15 protein-coding genes are annotated in these 14,991 nt (G+C 75.4%); 8 read left to right on the top strand and 7 right to left on the bottom strand.

Translation table 11 applies throughout. From position 1 onward, the window contains the following. Positions 1–38: 38 nt before the first annotated feature. Positions 39–800: an acyltransferase gene (locus ACOTKD_RS11240; protein WP_424888740.1), complete on the top strand. Its 762-nt coding sequence runs from the start codon at positions 39–41 to the stop codon at positions 798–800. A gap of 204 nt (positions 801–1,004) precedes the next feature. Here the strand turns inward: ACOTKD_RS11240 and ACOTKD_RS11235 are convergent, their stop codons facing one another. Then, complete coding sequence (locus ACOTKD_RS11235; protein WP_424888739.1) at positions 1,005–1,871, bottom strand: EamA family transporter; 867 nt, start codon at positions 1,869–1,871, stop codon at positions 1,005–1,007. Positions 1,872–1,973: 102 nt separating this feature from the next. Between ACOTKD_RS11235 and ACOTKD_RS11230 the strand changes: the two genes are divergently transcribed. Then, positions 1,974–2,549, top strand: a complete 576-nt coding sequence (locus ACOTKD_RS11230; RefSeq protein ID WP_424888738.1) for a helix-turn-helix domain-containing protein — start codon at positions 1,974–1,976, stop codon at positions 2,547–2,549. Between the two features lie 15 nt (positions 2,550–2,564). Here the strand turns inward: ACOTKD_RS11230 and ACOTKD_RS11225 are convergent, their stop codons facing one another. After that, positions 2,565–3,062, bottom strand: coding sequence for a GNAT family N-acetyltransferase (locus ACOTKD_RS11225; RefSeq protein ID WP_424888737.1), 498 nt, complete (start codon positions 3,060–3,062; stop codon positions 2,565–2,567). 61 nt (positions 3,063–3,123) lie between these two features. Beyond that, complete coding sequence (locus tag ACOTKD_RS11220; protein ID WP_424888736.1) at positions 3,124–3,576, bottom strand: CoA-binding protein; 453 nt, start codon at positions 3,574–3,576, stop codon at positions 3,124–3,126. Between the two features lie 58 nt (positions 3,577–3,634). Between ACOTKD_RS11220 and ACOTKD_RS11215 the strand changes: the two genes are divergently transcribed. Next, the gene (locus ACOTKD_RS11215) at positions 3,635–4,261 is read left to right on the top strand and encodes a YigZ family protein (protein WP_424888735.1); all 627 of its coding nucleotides are present in this window, start codon (positions 3,635–3,637) and stop codon (positions 4,259–4,261) included. Between the two features lie 57 nt (positions 4,262–4,318). On the opposite strand, the gene ACOTKD_RS11210 is transcribed toward ACOTKD_RS11215, so the two are convergent. Then, complete coding sequence (locus tag ACOTKD_RS11210) at positions 4,319–5,233, bottom strand: polysaccharide deacetylase family protein (protein ID WP_424888734.1); 915 nt, start codon at positions 5,231–5,233, stop codon at positions 4,319–4,321. Positions 5,234–5,434: 201 nt separating this feature from the next. On the opposite strand from ACOTKD_RS11210, the gene ACOTKD_RS11205 reads away from it, so the two are divergent. Both ACOTKD_RS11205 and ACOTKD_RS11200 read left to right on the top strand, forming a co-directional pair. Next, a complete protein-coding gene (locus ACOTKD_RS11205) occupies positions 5,435–6,637 on the top strand; it encodes an exonuclease SbcCD subunit D (RefSeq protein WP_424888733.1) in 1,203 nt (400 codons plus the stop codon). Then, positions 6,634–9,852, top strand: coding sequence for an AAA family ATPase (locus ACOTKD_RS11200; RefSeq protein ID WP_424888732.1), 3,219 nt, complete (start codon positions 6,634–6,636; stop codon positions 9,850–9,852). Before ACOTKD_RS11205 ends, ACOTKD_RS11200 begins: the two co-directional genes overlap by 4 nt. Positions 9,853–9,992: 140 nt before the next feature. Here the strand turns inward: ACOTKD_RS11200 and ACOTKD_RS11195 are convergent, their stop codons facing one another. Further along, positions 9,993–10,439 (bottom strand): Lrp/AsnC family transcriptional regulator, encoded by a 447-nt coding sequence (locus ACOTKD_RS11195; protein WP_424888731.1) that lies wholly within the window; start codon positions 10,437–10,439, stop codon positions 9,993–9,995. 94 nt (positions 10,440–10,533) lie between these two features. On the opposite strand from ACOTKD_RS11195, the gene ACOTKD_RS11190 reads away from it, so the two are divergent. The 3 genes from ACOTKD_RS11190 to ACOTKD_RS11180 all read left to right on the top strand — a co-directional run bounded on the left by ACOTKD_RS11190 (position 10,534) and on the right by ACOTKD_RS11180 (position 11,706). Further along, on the top strand, positions 10,534–11,028 hold the full coding sequence (locus ACOTKD_RS11190) for a rhodanese-like domain-containing protein (protein WP_424888730.1): 495 nt from the start codon (positions 10,534–10,536) through the stop codon (positions 11,026–11,028). A 76-nt stretch (positions 11,029–11,104) separates the two neighbouring features. Continuing rightward, entirely contained in the window at positions 11,105–11,335 is a 231-nt protein-coding gene (locus ACOTKD_RS11185; RefSeq protein ID WP_424888729.1) for a hypothetical protein, read from the top strand. After that, on the top strand, positions 11,335–11,706 hold the full coding sequence (locus ACOTKD_RS11180) for a hypothetical protein (protein ID WP_030364379.1): 372 nt from the start codon (positions 11,335–11,337) through the stop codon (positions 11,704–11,706). The genes ACOTKD_RS11185 and ACOTKD_RS11180 overlap by 1 nt, the downstream gene beginning before the upstream one ends. 48 nt (positions 11,707–11,754) lie before the next feature. Here ACOTKD_RS11180 and ACOTKD_RS11175 read toward each other — a convergent pair whose 3' ends face one another. Beyond that, a complete protein-coding gene (locus ACOTKD_RS11175; RefSeq protein ID WP_424888728.1) occupies positions 11,755–13,440 on the bottom strand; it encodes a DUF885 domain-containing protein in 1,686 nt (561 codons plus the stop codon). Between the two features lie 76 nt (positions 13,441–13,516). Next, positions 13,517–14,923: an N-acetyltransferase family protein gene (locus ACOTKD_RS11170; protein WP_424888727.1), complete on the bottom strand. Its 1,407-nt coding sequence runs from the start codon at positions 14,921–14,923 to the stop codon at positions 13,517–13,519. Between the last annotated feature and the right edge of the window lie 68 nt (positions 14,924–14,991).

Genomic DNA, 14,991 nt, shown 5'->3' with positions numbered 1-14,991 from the left:
CGGCGGCCGGCCGGCACCCGGCCGACTACCGTGTCCGGGTGCCGAAGAACAGGAACGCGTTCTCTTCCGACGCCTCCGCGGCCCTGCGCGCCTGGGGGCGTCGCGCCGCGTCGCGCGCGGTGCACCGCGGCTGGCGGTGGGTCCAGCGGGCCGGCGCGGTGACCGCCGAGCACCCCGGCCCGTACCGCTTCCGCAGGATCGGCCCCGCCACGAAGCTGGCCTTCCCGCTCGGCACGGTCTTCGGCGAGCGCTGGATCGAGCTGGGCGACCACTGCATCATCGGCGAACAGGTCACGCTCACCGCCGGCATGATGCCCGGCCTCGACCTCGGGCCCGACCCGGTGCTCCGCCTGGGCAACGGCGTGGTCCTCGGCCGCGGCAGCCACGTGGTGGCCTCGCAGCCGGTGACCTTCGGCGACGACGTGTTCTGCGGCCCGTACGTCTACGTCACCAGCGACAACCACTCCTACGACGACCCGCACGAGCCCATCGGCCGGCAGTGGCCGCGCAGCGCGCCCGTCTCCATCGGCTCCGGCAGCTGGCTGGGCACCGGCGCGGTGATACTGCCGGGCGCCCGGCTCGGCCGGAACGTGGTGGTCGCCGCCGGCGCGGTCGTCCGCGGAGAAGTCCCGGACCACACGGTCGTCGCGGGCGCCCCGGCGAAGGTCGTACGCCGCTGGGAAGCGGCAACGGGCTGGGTGCCGCCCCTGCGGACGGCACCCCCGGTGCCGATCCCTTCGGAAATGACGGCGGAACAGCTCCGGGCACTCGCGGAACGGACGCCGCCTGACGGCTCTTAGCCGGGCCGGGACCCGGTTCGGCGTCCGGGGGACGCACGGGCACGTGGCCGGTGTCGCCACGGCACCGCCGGTCCGCTACCTGGTGGTGAACCGCCATCGCGGCGGTGAGAACCGGGCCCGCCACGGTGGCGGCTCAGCGGAAGGGGCGGGCGTCTGTCCGCCGCCGTCCGGGCACCGCCACCCGCGGCGGAAGGAGACTCGGCCTCAGCCCGCCGCCAGCAGCACCGTTCCCACGAGCGCCAGCCCCGCGCCCGCCGCCTGCACCGAGCGGAGCCGCTCGCTCAGGAACCCGCGCGCGGCCAGCGCCGTCACCACGGGGTACAGCGAGGCGAGGACCGCCGCGACGGTCACGGGGCCGGTGTTCGCGGCGATGCTGTACGTGCCGTTGGCGGCGACGTCGGCGAGGCCGACGAAGGCGAGGGCGGGCAGCGCCGAGCGGATCGTGGTCCAGCCTCCCTCGGGCAGCGCCGGGTTGCCGCGGCGCACGGAGGCGAAGAGCGTGCCCGCGCCCACCGCCACGTTGCACACGCGCTGCACGAACAGGGCAAGGAACAGGCCGGTCAGGTTGTGCGACGCCTCGGCGATCAGGGCCATCACCGAGCCGAAGCCGAAGGCGGCGACGAGGGTGAGCAGCAGGGTCTGCCGCTGGACGGGCGCGCCGCCCATGCTCGGCCCGCTGGCCAGGACCACGCCCGCCACGGCCACCGCGATGCCCGCGAACTGCAGGATGCCGGGGCGCTCGCCCAGGACCAGCCCCACGCCCAGCGGCACCGCGACGCCGCCGAGCGCGCCCAGCGGAGAGACGACCCCCATCGGGCCCAGGGCCAGTGCCTTGTAGAAGGCGAGCATGGCCGCGGGGCCCACGACGCCGGCGGCGGCCGCGTACCAGAGCTGCGGTCCGGCCTCGGTCCAGCCGCCCGTGGCGACGACGATGGTTCCCAGGGCGGCCACGGCCAGCAGCTGCGAGACCAGGACGACGGTCAGGGCGGGGATGCGGCGGGTGAGCAGCCCGCCGCCGAAGTCGGCCAGCCCCCACAGGAAGCTCGTGGTCAGGGCGAAGACCGCCGTCATGGGAAACCTCGCAGTACAGTGTGGTGAACAGTGCGGTGCAGCACACCGTAGTTCACTATCTTTGACTTCGGCATCAAATATATTCGACGGAAGACGGCGGAGATGGCGACGGACCTCGACCGGCTCACCCAGTCACTCGCCCGCAACCTCAAGCGCTGGCGCGCCGAGCGCCACCTCACCCTCGACGCCCTCGCGGCCCGCTCGGGGGTCAGCCGCGGCATGATCATCCAGATCGAGCAGGCCCGGACGAACCCCAGCGTGGGCACGACCGTCAAGCTCGCCGACGCCCTCGGCGTCAGCATCACCACGCTCCTCGACCAGGAGCAGGTCACCCGCGTCCGCCTCGTGCCCAGGGAGGAGGCGGTGCGCATGTGGTCGACGGAGGCGGGCAGCCACACCACCCTGCTCGTCGGCGCCCAGGGCCGCGGCCCGGTCGAGCTGTGGGACTGGCGCATCGCCCCCGGCGACGTCAGCGCGTCCGACCCGCACCCGCCCGGCACGCTCGAACTGATCACCGTCACCGCCGGCGAGCTCACCCTCGTCGTGGACGACGAGGAGCACACCGTGCCCGCCGGCACCTCGGCGGCGTTCGAGTCGAGCGTGCCCCACACCTACCGCAACGCCGGTGACGTGCCGGTGGAGATGACGATGGCCGTCGCCATCGCGCCCGCGCACTGACCGCGGGCGCCTCCGTCAGGCCCGCGCCGCCCGCGCCGACACGTCCAGCGACAGCGCGAGCGAGTGCTCGGCGAACCCCAGGCTCCGGTAGAGGGGTTCGGCGTCCGGCGTCGCGTGCAGGTCGACGCGCGTGACGCCCTGCCCGGCGAACCAGTCCAGCAGCGCCTCCGTCGTCGCCCGCGCGAGGCCGCGCCCCCGGTAGCGCTCGTCGGTGGACACGGTGAAGACGAAGCCGAACCGCCCCTCCGGGTGCCCGGGTGCCGCCATCCGCTCCTCCACCCGGCCCACGGCGCACGCCGCCAGGTGCGGCGGCGCGCCCGGCGCCGGATCGCCGTCCACGACGAAGGCCCCGAGCAGGCACGGATGTGCCGAGAGCTGCCGGCGCACCTGCTCCTCGGCCGTGCGCTCCCAGTCGCCCCGGGCGTCGTCGCCGTTCATCGCGGCGAACATCAGCCGGCGCAGCCGGACTATTTCCGCGGCGTCCTCATGGGTCGCCGACCTAGCCTTGATCATGAAGCGACGCTAGCGCACGGCCCCTGCGGGGTAGCGCGGCCGGCACGGGCGGCCCCGGCCGTCAGGCGAGCGGTTCCCCGACCGGGCGCGCGCCGCGGGCGTCCCGTACCCGCATCGCATCCAGCTCGATCGCCGGGCACCGGTCCATCACCATGTCCAGGCCGGCCGCGCGGGTCCGCTCGTACGCCGCCTCGTCGACCACCCCCAGCTGGAACCAGACCGCCTTCGCTCCGATCGCGACGGCCTCGTCCGCGACGGGGCCCGCGAGGCCGCTGTTGACGAAGACGTCCACCACGTCGACCGGGAAGGGGATGTCCGCGAGGGAGGCATAGCCCTGCTCGCCGTGGACCGCCTCGGCCTTCGGGTGCACCGGCACCACGCGCTTGCCGTGGCGCCGCAGCACCTCGGCGACGCCGTAGGCCGCCCGCTGCCGGTTGGACGACAGACCGACCAGCGCCCACGTGTCGCCGGTCTCCTCGATGATCTTCCGGATGATCCCCGGTTCCGCGTACATGCCCGCTCAACGATCATCCCGCCGTCACCATTCCCGGAGCGGCGCATAGGCTGTCGGGATGACGGAGCAGTACCGGACGGTCGCGCGCGAGGGCGAGCACGAGATCGAGATCAGCAAGTCGCGCTTCATCTGCGCGCTCGCGCCCGCCGCCACGGAGGAGGAGGCGCAGGCGTTCGTCGCGCGCATCCGCAAGGAGCACCCCACCGCCCGCCACCACTGCTTCGCCTACGTCCTGGGCGCCGACGGCGGCGTGCAGAAGGCGAGCGACGACGGCGAGCCGGGCGGCACGGCCGGCGTGCCGATGCTGCAGATGCTGGTCCGCCGCGAGGTGCGCTACGTCGTCGCGGTCGTCACCCGCTACTTCGGCGGTGTCAAGCTCGGCGCGGGCGGGCTGATCCGCGCGTACGGGGGCGTGGTCGGCGAGGCGCTGGACGTGCTCGGGACCGTCACCCGCCAGCGCTTCCGGCTCGCGTCCGTCACGGTCGACCACCAGCGCGCCGGGAAGCTGGAGAACGACCTGCGGGCGACGGGCCGCGCCGTGCGCGAGGTGCGCTACGGCGCGGACGTGCGGATCGAGGTGGGGCTGCCCGAGGCGGACGTCGAGGGCTTCCGCGCCTGGCTCGCGGACACCACGGCCGGCACCGCCCGCCTCGAACTCGGCGGCGAGGCGTACGGGGACGCCTGAGCCCTCGCCTGAGCCCTCGCCCCAGCCGTCACCCGAGCCCTGGCCCTCGCCTCCGCCTTACGCGTAGTCCTCCAGCCGGGCCAGCGCGTAGCCCTGCTCCGTGACCTTGCGCAGCACGGTGCGCAGCATGTCGCACATGGTGCCGCCCCACGCCTTGGGCCCGTTGAAGTGGGTGAGGATGATGTCGCCGGGGTGGAAGCGCTGGTCGTCGTGGCGGAAGTCCATCCGGTCCGCGAAGGCCTCCTCGTTCCACAGGGGCGCGGCCCGCGCGCCGCACTCCTCGGCGACGGCGAGGGTGTCGGCGTCGAAGTCGCCGAAGGGCGGCCGGAAGAGCGTCGGCCGGACGCCGATCTCGCGCTCCAGGATGTCCTGCTGACCGCAGATCTCCGTGTACTGCTCGTCCTCGGAGATGTGGTTCATCTGCGGGTGGTGCAGCGTGTGGTTCTGGATCGAGACGCCCAGCGCGTGCAGGTCGCGGAAGTAGCCGTAGTCCTCGGCCGCGGACTCGTCGGTGAGGAAGGCGCTCAGCGGGATCTGCAGCTCCCGCACCATGTCCAGGAACTCCCGGTCCTTCGCCGCTCCGTCGTCGATCGTCAGGAACGCGATCTTCTGGTCGGTCGGCACGTGGGCGGGCGCGGGGATCAGGTCCGGCCCCTGGTCGGCCCACTCCGGCGTCGTCAGCCGGGGCTTGTCCCGCGGCGGGGGCGGCGCGACGAGCGGGGCCTGGTCCAGGCCCCAGCGCTGCGCGGCGGCCAGCCGCTGCTCGGGGGTCTGCTTGAGCTTCGGCGGCGCCGGCGCCTGCTGCTCGTCCTCCCGCTGCTCCCGTTCCTCCTGTTTCTGCACCGGCTGGCGGGCCTGCCCCCTCGGCTGCCCACGGCCGGCCATGTCCTGGGCCTCGCGGACCCCGGGCAGGGCGGCGTCCCCGGTCGTCGCGCACGCGGCGGCGCAGGCGAACAGCAGGAGCGCGGCCACGATGAGGGCGAGGGGACCCCGGGTGCGGCGGGGCCCGGCGGGGCGGCATATGGGATGGCGGGCGGCCCGGCGCCGCGCAAGAGAATTCCGTACAAGTCGCATATTTCCGGATCTTTTCAGCGGGGTGGCGGCCCCGCCCGTCCGGTACACCCATCGGGGCCATGCCCGGCCACCCGCCCGAGGATGGAACACTTGGGGCCCGTGAGGATCCTGCATACGTCCGACTGGCACCTGGGCCGCTCGTTCCACCGCGTGAACCTGCTCGACGCCCAGCGCGCCTTCCTCGGCCACCTCGTGCGCACCGTCCGGGAGCAGCAGGTGGACGTGGTGCTCGTCGCGGGCGACGTCCACGACCGGGCCGTCCCCCCGCTCGGCGCCGTCGCCCTCTTCGACGAGGCGCTGCACCGGCTCGCGGACCTCGGCGTGCCCACGGTCATGATCTCCGGCAACCACGACTCGGCCCGCCGCCTGGGCGTCGGCGCCGGACTCATCGACCGCGCCGGCATCCACCTGCGCACCGACCCTGCAGGCGTGGGCACCCCCGTCGTCCTCGCCGACGCCCACGGCGACGTCGCCTTCTACGGCCTGCCCTACCTGGAGCCCGCCCTCGTCCGCGAGGAGCTCGGCGCCGACCGCCCCACCCACACGGACGTGCTCACGGCCGCCATGGACCGGGTCCGCGCCGACCTCGCCGCGCGGCCCGCCGGCACCCGCTCCGTCGTCCTCGCCCATGCCTTCGTCACCGGCGGCACCGCCAGCGACAGCGAGCGCGACATCACCGTCGGCGGCGTCGCCCAGGTCCCCGCCGCCGTCTTCGACGGCGTCGACTACGCCGCCCTCGGCCACCTCCACGGCTGCCAGACGATCACCGAGCGCGTGCGCTACTCCGGCTCGCCGCTGGCCTACTCCTTCTCCGAGGCCGACCACCGCAAGACCATGTGGCTCGTCGACCTCGGCCCCGGCGGCGACCTCACCGCCGAGCGGATCGACTGCCCCGTGCCGCGCCCCCTCGCCCGCATCCGCGGCCGCCTCGACGACCTGCTCCGCGACCCCGCGCTCGCCCGGCACGAGGACGCGTGGGTCGAGGCCACCCTCACCGACCCGCACCGCCCCGACGAGCCCATGGCCCGCCTCGCCGAGCGCTTCCCGCACGTGCTCAGCCTCGTCCTGGACCCCGAGCGCTCACCGCAGGACCCCCTCGCCTCCTACGCCCGCAGACTGCGCGACCGCAGCGACCAGGAGATCGCCGAGGACTTCGTGGCCCACGTCCGCGGCGGGCTCGCCGCCGACGACCGCGAACGCGGCATCCTCACCGCCGCCCTCGACCACGTACGGCTCGGCGAGAGCGAGACCGGCCAGACCACCGAGACCGCCGGGACCACCGAGGAGGCGGGCGCCCGATGAGGCTGCACCGGCTGACGATCACCGCGTTCGGCCCCTTCGGCGGCACCCAGCACATCGACTTCGACGCGCTGTCCGCCGACGGGCTCTTCCTCTTCCACGGCCCCACCGGCGCCGGCAAGACCTCCGTCCTCGACGCCGTCTGCTACGCCCTCTACAACGAGGTGCCCGGCGCCCGCCAGGGCACCGCCGGCAGCCCCGTGCTGCGCAGCGACCACGCCGGCCACGACACCCGCACCCAGGTCGTCCTCGACCTCACCGTCGGCGGCCGCCGCCTGGAGATCACACGGCGCCCCGAGCAGCTGCGCCCCAAGAAGAAGGGCACCGGCTACACCAAGGAGCGGGCCGCCAGCGAGCTGCGCGAACACCGCGACGGCAGGTGGGAGGCGCTCAGCCGCTCCCACCAGGAGATCGGCGAGGAGGTCAAGCAGCTCCTCGGCATGAGCCGGGAGCAGTTCTGCCAGGTCGTCCTCCTGCCCCAGGGCGAGTTCGCCCGCTTCCTCGGCGCCAGGGACACCGCCCGCGGCGAACTGCTCGGCAAGCTCTTCGACACCGGCCGCTTCGCCGCCGTCGAGAAGCGGCTCGCGGAGCTGCGCCGTGCCGCGGAGGCCGGCGTACGGGCCGGCGACGACGGGCTGCTCGCCCTCGCCCACCGGATGCGGCAGGCCGCCGCCGATCCGACGCTCCCGGAGGTCGCCACCCCTGACCCGGCCACGGCGGCGGCGCACGGGGCCGCGCCCGGCACGAGGAGAACGGCCGCGGGGTCCGGCGCGAAGGCCGGAGCCCGCACGGCAGGCACGGCCACCGGGGCCGCGGCGGCAGCCGCCGGGGCCCGGACCCGTAGTTCGGCATCCGGCCGTACGCCCGCCGCCTCTCTTCCCGCCCAGCGCGGCGCCGTCACCGCCCCGCTCGCCCCCGGCGACCCCGGGCTCGCCGAGGCCGTCCTGGAGTGGGCCGCCCTCGCCCGCAGCAACGCCCGGGAACGGCGGGACGTCGCCGCCGTCGCCGCCCGCACCGCCGAGGACGCCCACCGGGCCGCCCAGGAACACGCCGACGCCGTACGCGAACTCGCCCGGCTCCAGCACCGGCACGCCGAGGCGCGCCGACGCGCCGACGCCCTCGCCGCACAGCACGACGCGCACGAGGCCGCCCGCGAGCGGATGCGGCGGGCCCGCGCCGCCGACACCGTCGTCCCCGTCCTGGAGATGCGCGCCGAAGCCGAGCGCGCCCACCGCGCGGCCGCCGCCGCCGAACAGCGGGTCCGCGCCGCGCTCCCCGAGGAGCTGCGGGACGCGGGCGGCGAGCAGCTCGCCGCACTGGAGCGGCAGCTCCGCGAGGAGCTCGGCTCCCTGTCCGCCGCCCGCCGCGCGGAGGAGCGCGCCGCCGCGATCGGGGTGCAGCAGCGCGAGCTGGAGCGCGAGGCCCGCGCCGGCGAGGACGAGCTCGCCGAGCTGACCGGCTGGCTCGACGGCTGGGAGTCGCTGCGCGCCGCCTGCGAACGGCGCGTCGAGACCGCGCGCGCCGAAGCCGCCCGGGCCGTCCGGCTGGAGGCCGACACCGGCCCCGTCCGCACCCGCCTGGCCGCCGCCCGCGACCGCGACCGCCTCACCGGCGCCGCCGCCGCGGCAGAGCAGCGGCTGACCGGCGCCCGGGAGCGGGCCGTCACGGCCCGCACCACCTGGCTCGACGTCAAGGAACGCCGCCTGGACGGCATCGCCGCCGAGCTCGCGGGCGCGCTCGCACCCGGCGTGGCCTGCAAGGTCTGCGGAGCCACCGAGCACCCCGACCCGGCGCGCGCCGCGGCCGGCCGGGTCGACCGCGCCGACGAGGAGGCCGCACTGGCCGCCTTCCAGCGCGCCGACGGCGTACGGGAGGAGGCCGCCCGCGAACTCCAGGGGCTCCGCGACGCCCTCGCCCGCGCCGAGGCCGACGCGGGCGGGGCCACGGCCGCCGAGCTCGAAGCGCTCGCCGGCGACCTCGGCCGCTCCCTGGCCGAGGCGCGCGCCGCGGGCGCGGACCTGCACGCGGCCCAGGAGGCCCTCCGGCAGGCCGAGCGCGAGCACGACCTGCGCCGCGAGGCCCGGCAGGCCGCCCTGACGCGGGCCGCCGCGCGCACCACCCGCCGCGAACAGCTCGACCGCGACCTGGCCGCCCTGGAGGAGGAGCTGGCCCGGGCCCGCGGCGGGGAGGAGTCCGTCGCCCGCAGGGCCGCCCACCTGGAACGGCAGCTGGAGCTCCTCGCCGGCGCGGTCGAGATGGTCCGCGCCGCTGCGGACGCGGCCGCCCGGCTGAAGGAGGCCGACGCCCGGCTCGCCGACGCCGCCTTCCGCGCCGGCTTCGGCAACCCCGCGCTCGCGGAGGAGGCCGTGCTCGGCGCGGCGGCCCGCCGGGAGTTGCAGGAGCGGCTCGACGCCCGGGCCCGCGAGGAGGCCGCCGTGGCCGAGGCCCTCGCCGACCCCGCTGCCGAGGACGCCGCCGCACGGCCCGCCGCCGACCCCGGGGCGGCCGCCGAAGCCCTCGCCACGGCCGCCGCCCGGCTCCGTGACGCCTCCGTCGCCGAGGTCGCCGCCCGCACCCGCTGCCAGGATCTGGACCGCCTCTCCGCCGAAGCCCTCCGGGACGCCCGCCGCCTCGCCCCGCTCCGCGAGGAGCACCACCGCGTCGCCGAGCTCGCCGGGCTCGCCGCGGGCACGTCCACGCGCAACGAACGCCGGATGCGCCTGGAGTCGTACGTCCTGGCCGCCCGCCTCGAACAGGTCGCGGCCGCCGCGACCGCCCGGCTCCGGCGCATGTCCGCCGGCCGCTACACGCTCGTCCACTCCGACGCCCGGGCCGGCGGCAACGCCCGCTCGGGACTGGGCCTGCACGTGATCGACCACTGGACGGGCAAGGAGCGCGACACCGCCACCCTCTCCGGCGGCGAGACCTTCTTCGTCTCCCTCGCCCTCGCGCTCGGCCTCGCCGACGTCGTCACCGAGGAGGCGGGCGGCGTACGGCTGGACACCCTCTTCATCGACGAGGGCTTCGGCAGCCTGGACGAGCAGACCCTGGACGAGGTGCTGGACGTCCTGGACGCGCTGCGCGAGCGGGACCGCGCCGTCGGCATCGTCAGCCACGTCGCCGACCTGCGCCGGCGCGTGCCCGCCCAGCTGCGGGTGGTCAAGGGCCGGTCGGGCTCGACGGTGCGGCACGAACTCGCCGGCGGCGGGCACGGCTGAACGCACCGCGGCGTCGTGGCCTCCGGCCCGTGGGCGACGACGAGCCGGAGCGACGCCTGACCGGCGCTTCGAGGGGCCCCGGCGGGGGCCCGGGACCGGAACGGGCCGTCGAAGGCCGGGCCCTCACGGAGGCCCGGCCTTCAGTGACCGATCGCGCGCCGGGGGAGCGGGGAGGAGTAGACGACGCTGGTGGTCACCGACCCCAGGGCGCCGATCCGGCCCGAGACCTCCTCCAGGTGCCGCATCGACCGGGCCGCGACCTTGATCATGAAGCAGTCGTCGCCGGTGACGTGGTGGGCCTCCAGGATCTCCGGCGTGCAGTCCAGCAGGTCGTGGAAGGGCTTGTAGTTCCCGTTGGGGTAGCGCAGCCGGACGAAGGCGAGGACGGGCATGCCCAGCTTCTCGGGGTCGACCACGGCCGTGTAGCCGCCGATGACGCCGGCCTCCTCCAGTCTGCGCACCCGCTCGGTGACCGCGCTGGAGGACATGTTCACGATCCGCGCCAGCTCGGCGTAGCCGACGCGTCCGTTGTGCTGCAGGGCGTCGAGGATGCGCCAGTCGGTGGCGTCAGGGGAATAGCCGGTCATGGGCGATGTCTAACAGTGAAATCACCGGTAACTCAAGAGTTTTGCCGAGGATTGACGGTTCTGCTCGGTGATCTCGGACCGTAGATTCACTGCCATGACCACCACTGCTCCTGCCCCCGCCGCAGTCCCCGCGAGCCGTGTCACGGCCGTGCCGCCCGCCCCCTCCGCCGAGGCCGCCGCCTACTTCGCCGCGCGCCTCGCCTTCCACACCGACGCCGCCGACGTGCACGCGGCCCTCGCCGCCGGCGCCCGCGACTTCGTCGTCGTGGACTCGCGCTCCACCGAGGCCTGGGACCAGGGCCGCGTCCCCGGCGCCGTCCACCTGCCCACGGCGCAGATCCCGCAGCTGGCCGGGCAGTTCCTCGACCCCGCCGTCCCCGTCGTCGTCTACTGCTGGGGCCCCGGCTGCGACGGCGCCACCCGCGCGGCCCTGGCCCTCGCCCGGCTCGGCTACCGCGTCAAGGAGATGCTGGGCGGCATCGAGTACTGGATTCGCGAGGGCTACGCCGTGGAGACCGCCGACGGCACCCGGCAGCTCCCGCCGGACCCGCTGACCGCCCCGCTCGGCGCGGACGACTGCGGCTGCTGACCGGCCGGGCGGCGCACCGCCGCGAAGTCCGCCCGGGGCGCTGCCGCCCGCGGTGCTCGGCCGGTACCGTGGTGCCATGCCGGCACTCAACATCGAATTCACGGAAGAGGAGCTCGCGGCCATCCGCGAGGCCGCTGCCGCGGACGGCAAGAGCATCAAGGCGTACGTGCACGACCTGTCCGTGCGCGAGCAGCAGCGCCGCCGCTTCGTGGAGCGCGCCGCCGAGTTCTGGAACGAGCACATGGCGGAGTTCGACGCCGCCTTCCCCGAGGAGGCTCCCCCGTCCACGGGCGGTGCCGCCGCCTGATGCCGCTGCTCATCGACCTGCCCTGGCTCCTGGGAGTCCAGGAGCAGAAGCTGTACGAAGAGCCCGCCGTCCACGACTACACCGCCCTCGCCGCCGCCGTCTCCCGGCACGCCTTCGACGTGGCCAAGTTCGACCACGAGCCCGACGCGGCCTGGCGCGCGGCCGCCCTCATGCACACCCTCGTCCGGCTGCAGCCGCTGCCCGTGCGCAGCAGCCTGTACGCCTGCATGGTCGTCGTCGCCTACATGGCCGCGGCGGGCGAGGGCATCGACCCGCCGTACGGGTCGATAGTCGACCTCGCGCGCGACATCAAGGAGTACCGCGTCGACGTCTACGAGTGCGCCGACCGCATCCGCACCTGGCGCATCTGACGGATCCGCGGGCAGGGGGGCGGGCCGGCAGGCCCGCCCCCCGCACCGTCACAGCGCGGACAGCTCCGCCACCAGGTCGTCCAGGCCCAGCGAGCCCTGCGACAGCGCCGCCATGTGCCAGGCCTTCGCGTCGAACGCGTCGCCGTGCGCGGCGCGGGCCGCCTCGCGGCCGGCCAGCCAGGCCCGCTCGCCCAGCTTGTAGCCGGTCGCCTGGCCCGCCATGCCGAGGTAGCGGACGACCTCGCTCTCGACGAAGTCCGCCGGACGCCCGCTGTGCATGCCGAAGAACTCCTGCGCCAGCTCCGGCGTCCAGCGCTCGCCCGGGTGGAAGGGGGAGTCCTGGGGGATCTCCAGCTCCAGGTGCATGCCGATGTCCACGATCACGCGGGTGGAGCGCATCATCTGGGCGTCGAGGTAGCCCAGCCGGCGCTCGGCGTCCGTGAGGAAGCCCAGCTCGTCCATGAGCCGCTCCGCGTACAGCGCCCAGCCCTCGCAGTTGGCGCTGACCCCGCCCAGGGTGACCTGGTAGCGCGAGAGCCGCTCCGCCACGTGCATCCACTGCGCGAGCTGGAGGTGGTGGCCGGGCACGCCCTCGTGGTACCAGGTGGACACCAGGTCGTAGACGGGGAAGCGGGTCTGGCCCATCGTCGGCAGCCAGGTGCGGCCCGGCCGGGAGAAGTCCTCGGACGGCTCGGTGTAGTACGGGGCCGCCGCGCCGCCGGGCGGCGCGATGCGGGACTCGACCTTCTTGACCCGCTCCGCCAGATCGAAGTGGGTGCCGTCCAGCGCCTCGATCGCCTCGTCCATCAGCTTCTGCAGCCAGACCCGCACCTCCTCGACGCCCTCGATGTGCGTGCCGTGCTCGTCGAGGTGGGCCAGCGCCTCCCACGGCGTCTTCGCGCCGGGCAGCACCTTCTCCGCCTCGGTGCGCATCTCGCCGAGGAGGCGGTGGAACTCCGACCAGCCGTACGCGTACGCCTCGTCGAGGTCGAGGTCCGTGCCGTTCCAGTAGCGCGACCAGCGGGCGTAGCGCTCGCGGCCGACGACCTCCGGCGCCCCCTCGACGCCCGGCGCGTAGACGTCGCGCAGCCAGTCGCGCAGCACGACGAGGGCGCCCGTCGCGGCGGCCGCCGCCGCGTCCAGCTCGGCGCGCAGCTCCTGCGGGCCGTCCGCCGTGAAGTCGCCGAACCAGCCGTTGCCGGTGCCGATCCACTCCTCCAGCTGCGTGAGGTTGGTGGCGACCTGGCGCGGGCCGGCGGGCAGCTTGCGCTCCAGGCCTTCGGCGAGCGAGGCCCGGTAGCCCTCCAGGGCCGCGGGCACGGCCCGCAGCCGCTCGGCGATCGCCGACCAGTCCTCCGCGGTCTCCGCCGGCATGACGGTGAACACCTCGCGCACCGAGTGCAGCGGCGAGTGGATGTTGCTGACGGCGCGCAGGTGCTCGTCCGCCTCGTGCACCGCGAGCTGCGCGGTCAGGCGCTCGCGCAGCAGCCGCGCGCAGCGCCGCTCGATGCCGGCGTCGGCGCCGGGCTGCCGCTCGGCCTCGGCGAGGCGGTCGAGCGTGGTGCGCGCGAGGTCGGCGACGGCCTGCTGGCCCGCGGGGGAGAAGTCCGGCAGCCGGGTCGCGGAGGCTGGCACTCCCAGGAAGGTGCCCGTGATGGGGTCGAGTTCGGTATAGGCGTCGACGTAGGCGTCGGCGACCTGGCGGGGAAGCAACGTGCTCGTGTCGTTCGGCATGCGGACATCCTCATACGGCGGGGTGCGGCGCGTCACCGGCAATTTCCGGGTACGTGCCCGGCGCGCGGGCGGAATGTCAGGGTGCGGGCGGGAGTGCCGGAATGCGGGCCGGGGCGAGCCGGACGGTGATGACGAGCGTGCCCTCCTCGACCTGGTAGTCCAGCGGCAGGTCCAGGGCGCGCATGGCCGTGACCATGCCCGTGTTGGAGGACCGCGTGACGGCGTAGACGCTGCGGCAGCCGTCCGCCACGGCCAGGTCCACCAGGCGGCCCAGGAGTTCGCCGCCGACGCCGCGCCGCTGCCAGTCGTCCTCGACGAGCAGGGCGACCTCCGTCTCGTCGCCGTCCCACAGCAGGTGGCCCAGCGCGACGAGGCGGCCCGTCGCGGTGTAGGCGGCCAGGGTGCGGCCGAAGCGCGGGCTCAGCAGGTGGCGCAGGTAGCGGTCGGCGTCGCCCACGGGCCCGTGGTAGCGCTGGGCGAGCGTCGCGGCGGAGCAGCGCTCGTGCATGGCGCGCGCCGCGGCGAGGTCGCCGGTGTCCGCGCGCCGGACGGTGATCTCGCCCCCCTCGGGCAGGGTCAGGACCTCGGCGCGCGCCGGGACGCGCGGGCCGAGCCGGGCGTCGAGCTCGACGAGGGCGCGGGCCCGGGCGAACTCGGTGGGCGTGAACGGCAGGTACGGGCGCTCGATCGTGATGGAGCCGCCGGAGGGGTCGCGCAGCCGCATGACGGTCTCCTCCCACACCCCTTCCGCCGGCACCTGACCGGCGGGTGCGCCGCCGCCGCGCGGTGAGCGGGCGGGCACGGAGCGGATCGTGCAGCGGCCGAGCAGGCGGCGCAGCGCGAGCGGGAGTTCGGCGGCGTCGAGCGCCGTACGGGTGGCGAGGTTGAGGACCCGCGTCGGGACGTCCACGAGGTCGTGGGCGTCGGCCCGCTCCAGCCAGGTCTCGCGGCCGCCGCCCGCGGCGGCGGCGCCGGCCAGGTCCGTGGCGGCCAGGGCGGCCGGGGCCCGCAGCAGGAGTTCGTCGACGACGGCGTCGGCCAGGGGGTGCGTCTGCAGGGAGAGGATGTCGACCCCCTCGCAGGCCAGGGCGGTGCACAGCGCGGCCAGGCTGCCGGGCTCGTCGCGCACGGTCGTGCGCATCCGCCACAGGGCGGTGCCGGTGACGTCTTCCGCGGCGGCGCCCGGCCGCGGCCGCTCCGCGGAGCCGGCGGTGCGCGGCGCCGCGGGCGCGGCGGTGGCCGGCGCCGGCGCGGGAGTACGGCCGCGGCCGCCGCCGCGCCGCGCCCACCAGGTGTGGAAGGCGGTGGTGGCCAGCAGGGCGGCGGCCGAGGAGGCCAGCAGAACGGGCCCGTCGGGGCCGTGGATGACGATGTCGGCCATGGTGTCGGCGGCGGTGACCGCGGTGAACAGGGCGGCCAGCTCGACCAGGTCCCGCCGCCAGTGATGGGGGCGATGGGGCTTCGCGGTGGTCTCGTCCGTCATGAGCACCACCCTGACGGAGGGGTGTTGCGTGATCACAAACAGCTTGTGACCGATGGGTTAAGCGGGTT

Origin of the sequence: Streptomyces sp. XH2 (assembly GCF_049725035.1) — a bacterium.
GTDB classification, from domain to species: Bacteria; Actinomycetota; Actinomycetes; order Streptomycetales; family Streptomycetaceae; genus Streptomyces; species Streptomyces roseoverticillatus.
Note: the sequence above shows the minus strand (reverse complement) of the source record. Positions and strands in the feature narration are given on the sequence as shown.

Excerpts from the sequence above, each read along its gene's own strand:
- ACOTKD_RS11180 (WP_030364379.1), top strand. The coding sequence starts at position 11,335 with ATGCCGCTGCTCATCGACCTGCCCTGGCTCCTGGGAGTCCAGGAGCAG.
- ACOTKD_RS11175 (WP_424888728.1), bottom strand. The coding sequence starts at position 13,440 with ATGCCGAACGACACGAGCACGTTGCTTCCCCGCCAGGTCGCCGACGCC.
- ACOTKD_RS11200 (WP_424888732.1), top strand. The coding sequence starts at position 6,634 with ATGAGGCTGCACCGGCTGACGATCACCGCGTTCGGCCCCTTCGGCGGC.
- ACOTKD_RS11215 (WP_424888735.1), top strand. The coding sequence starts at position 3,635 with ATGACGGAGCAGTACCGGACGGTCGCGCGCGAGGGCGAGCACGAGATC.
- ACOTKD_RS11170 (WP_424888727.1), bottom strand. The coding sequence starts at position 14,923 with ATGACGGACGAGACCACCGCGAAGCCCCATCGCCCCCATCACTGGCGG.
- ACOTKD_RS11195 (WP_424888731.1), bottom strand. The coding sequence starts at position 10,439 with ATGACCGGCTATTCCCCTGACGCCACCGACTGGCGCATCCTCGACGCC.
- ACOTKD_RS11235 (WP_424888739.1), bottom strand. The coding sequence starts at position 1,871 with ATGACGGCGGTCTTCGCCCTGACCACGAGCTTCCTGTGGGGGCTGGCC.
- ACOTKD_RS11190 (WP_424888730.1), top strand. The coding sequence starts at position 10,534 with ATGACCACCACTGCTCCTGCCCCCGCCGCAGTCCCCGCGAGCCGTGTC.
- ACOTKD_RS11220 (WP_424888736.1), bottom strand. The coding sequence starts at position 3,576 with ATGTACGCGGAACCGGGGATCATCCGGAAGATCATCGAGGAGACCGGC.
- ACOTKD_RS11225 (WP_424888737.1), bottom strand. The coding sequence starts at position 3,062 with ATGATCAAGGCTAGGTCGGCGACCCATGAGGACGCCGCGGAAATAGTC.
- ACOTKD_RS11185 (WP_424888729.1), top strand. The coding sequence starts at position 11,105 with ATGCCGGCACTCAACATCGAATTCACGGAAGAGGAGCTCGCGGCCATC.
- ACOTKD_RS11230 (WP_424888738.1), top strand. The coding sequence starts at position 1,974 with ATGGCGACGGACCTCGACCGGCTCACCCAGTCACTCGCCCGCAACCTC.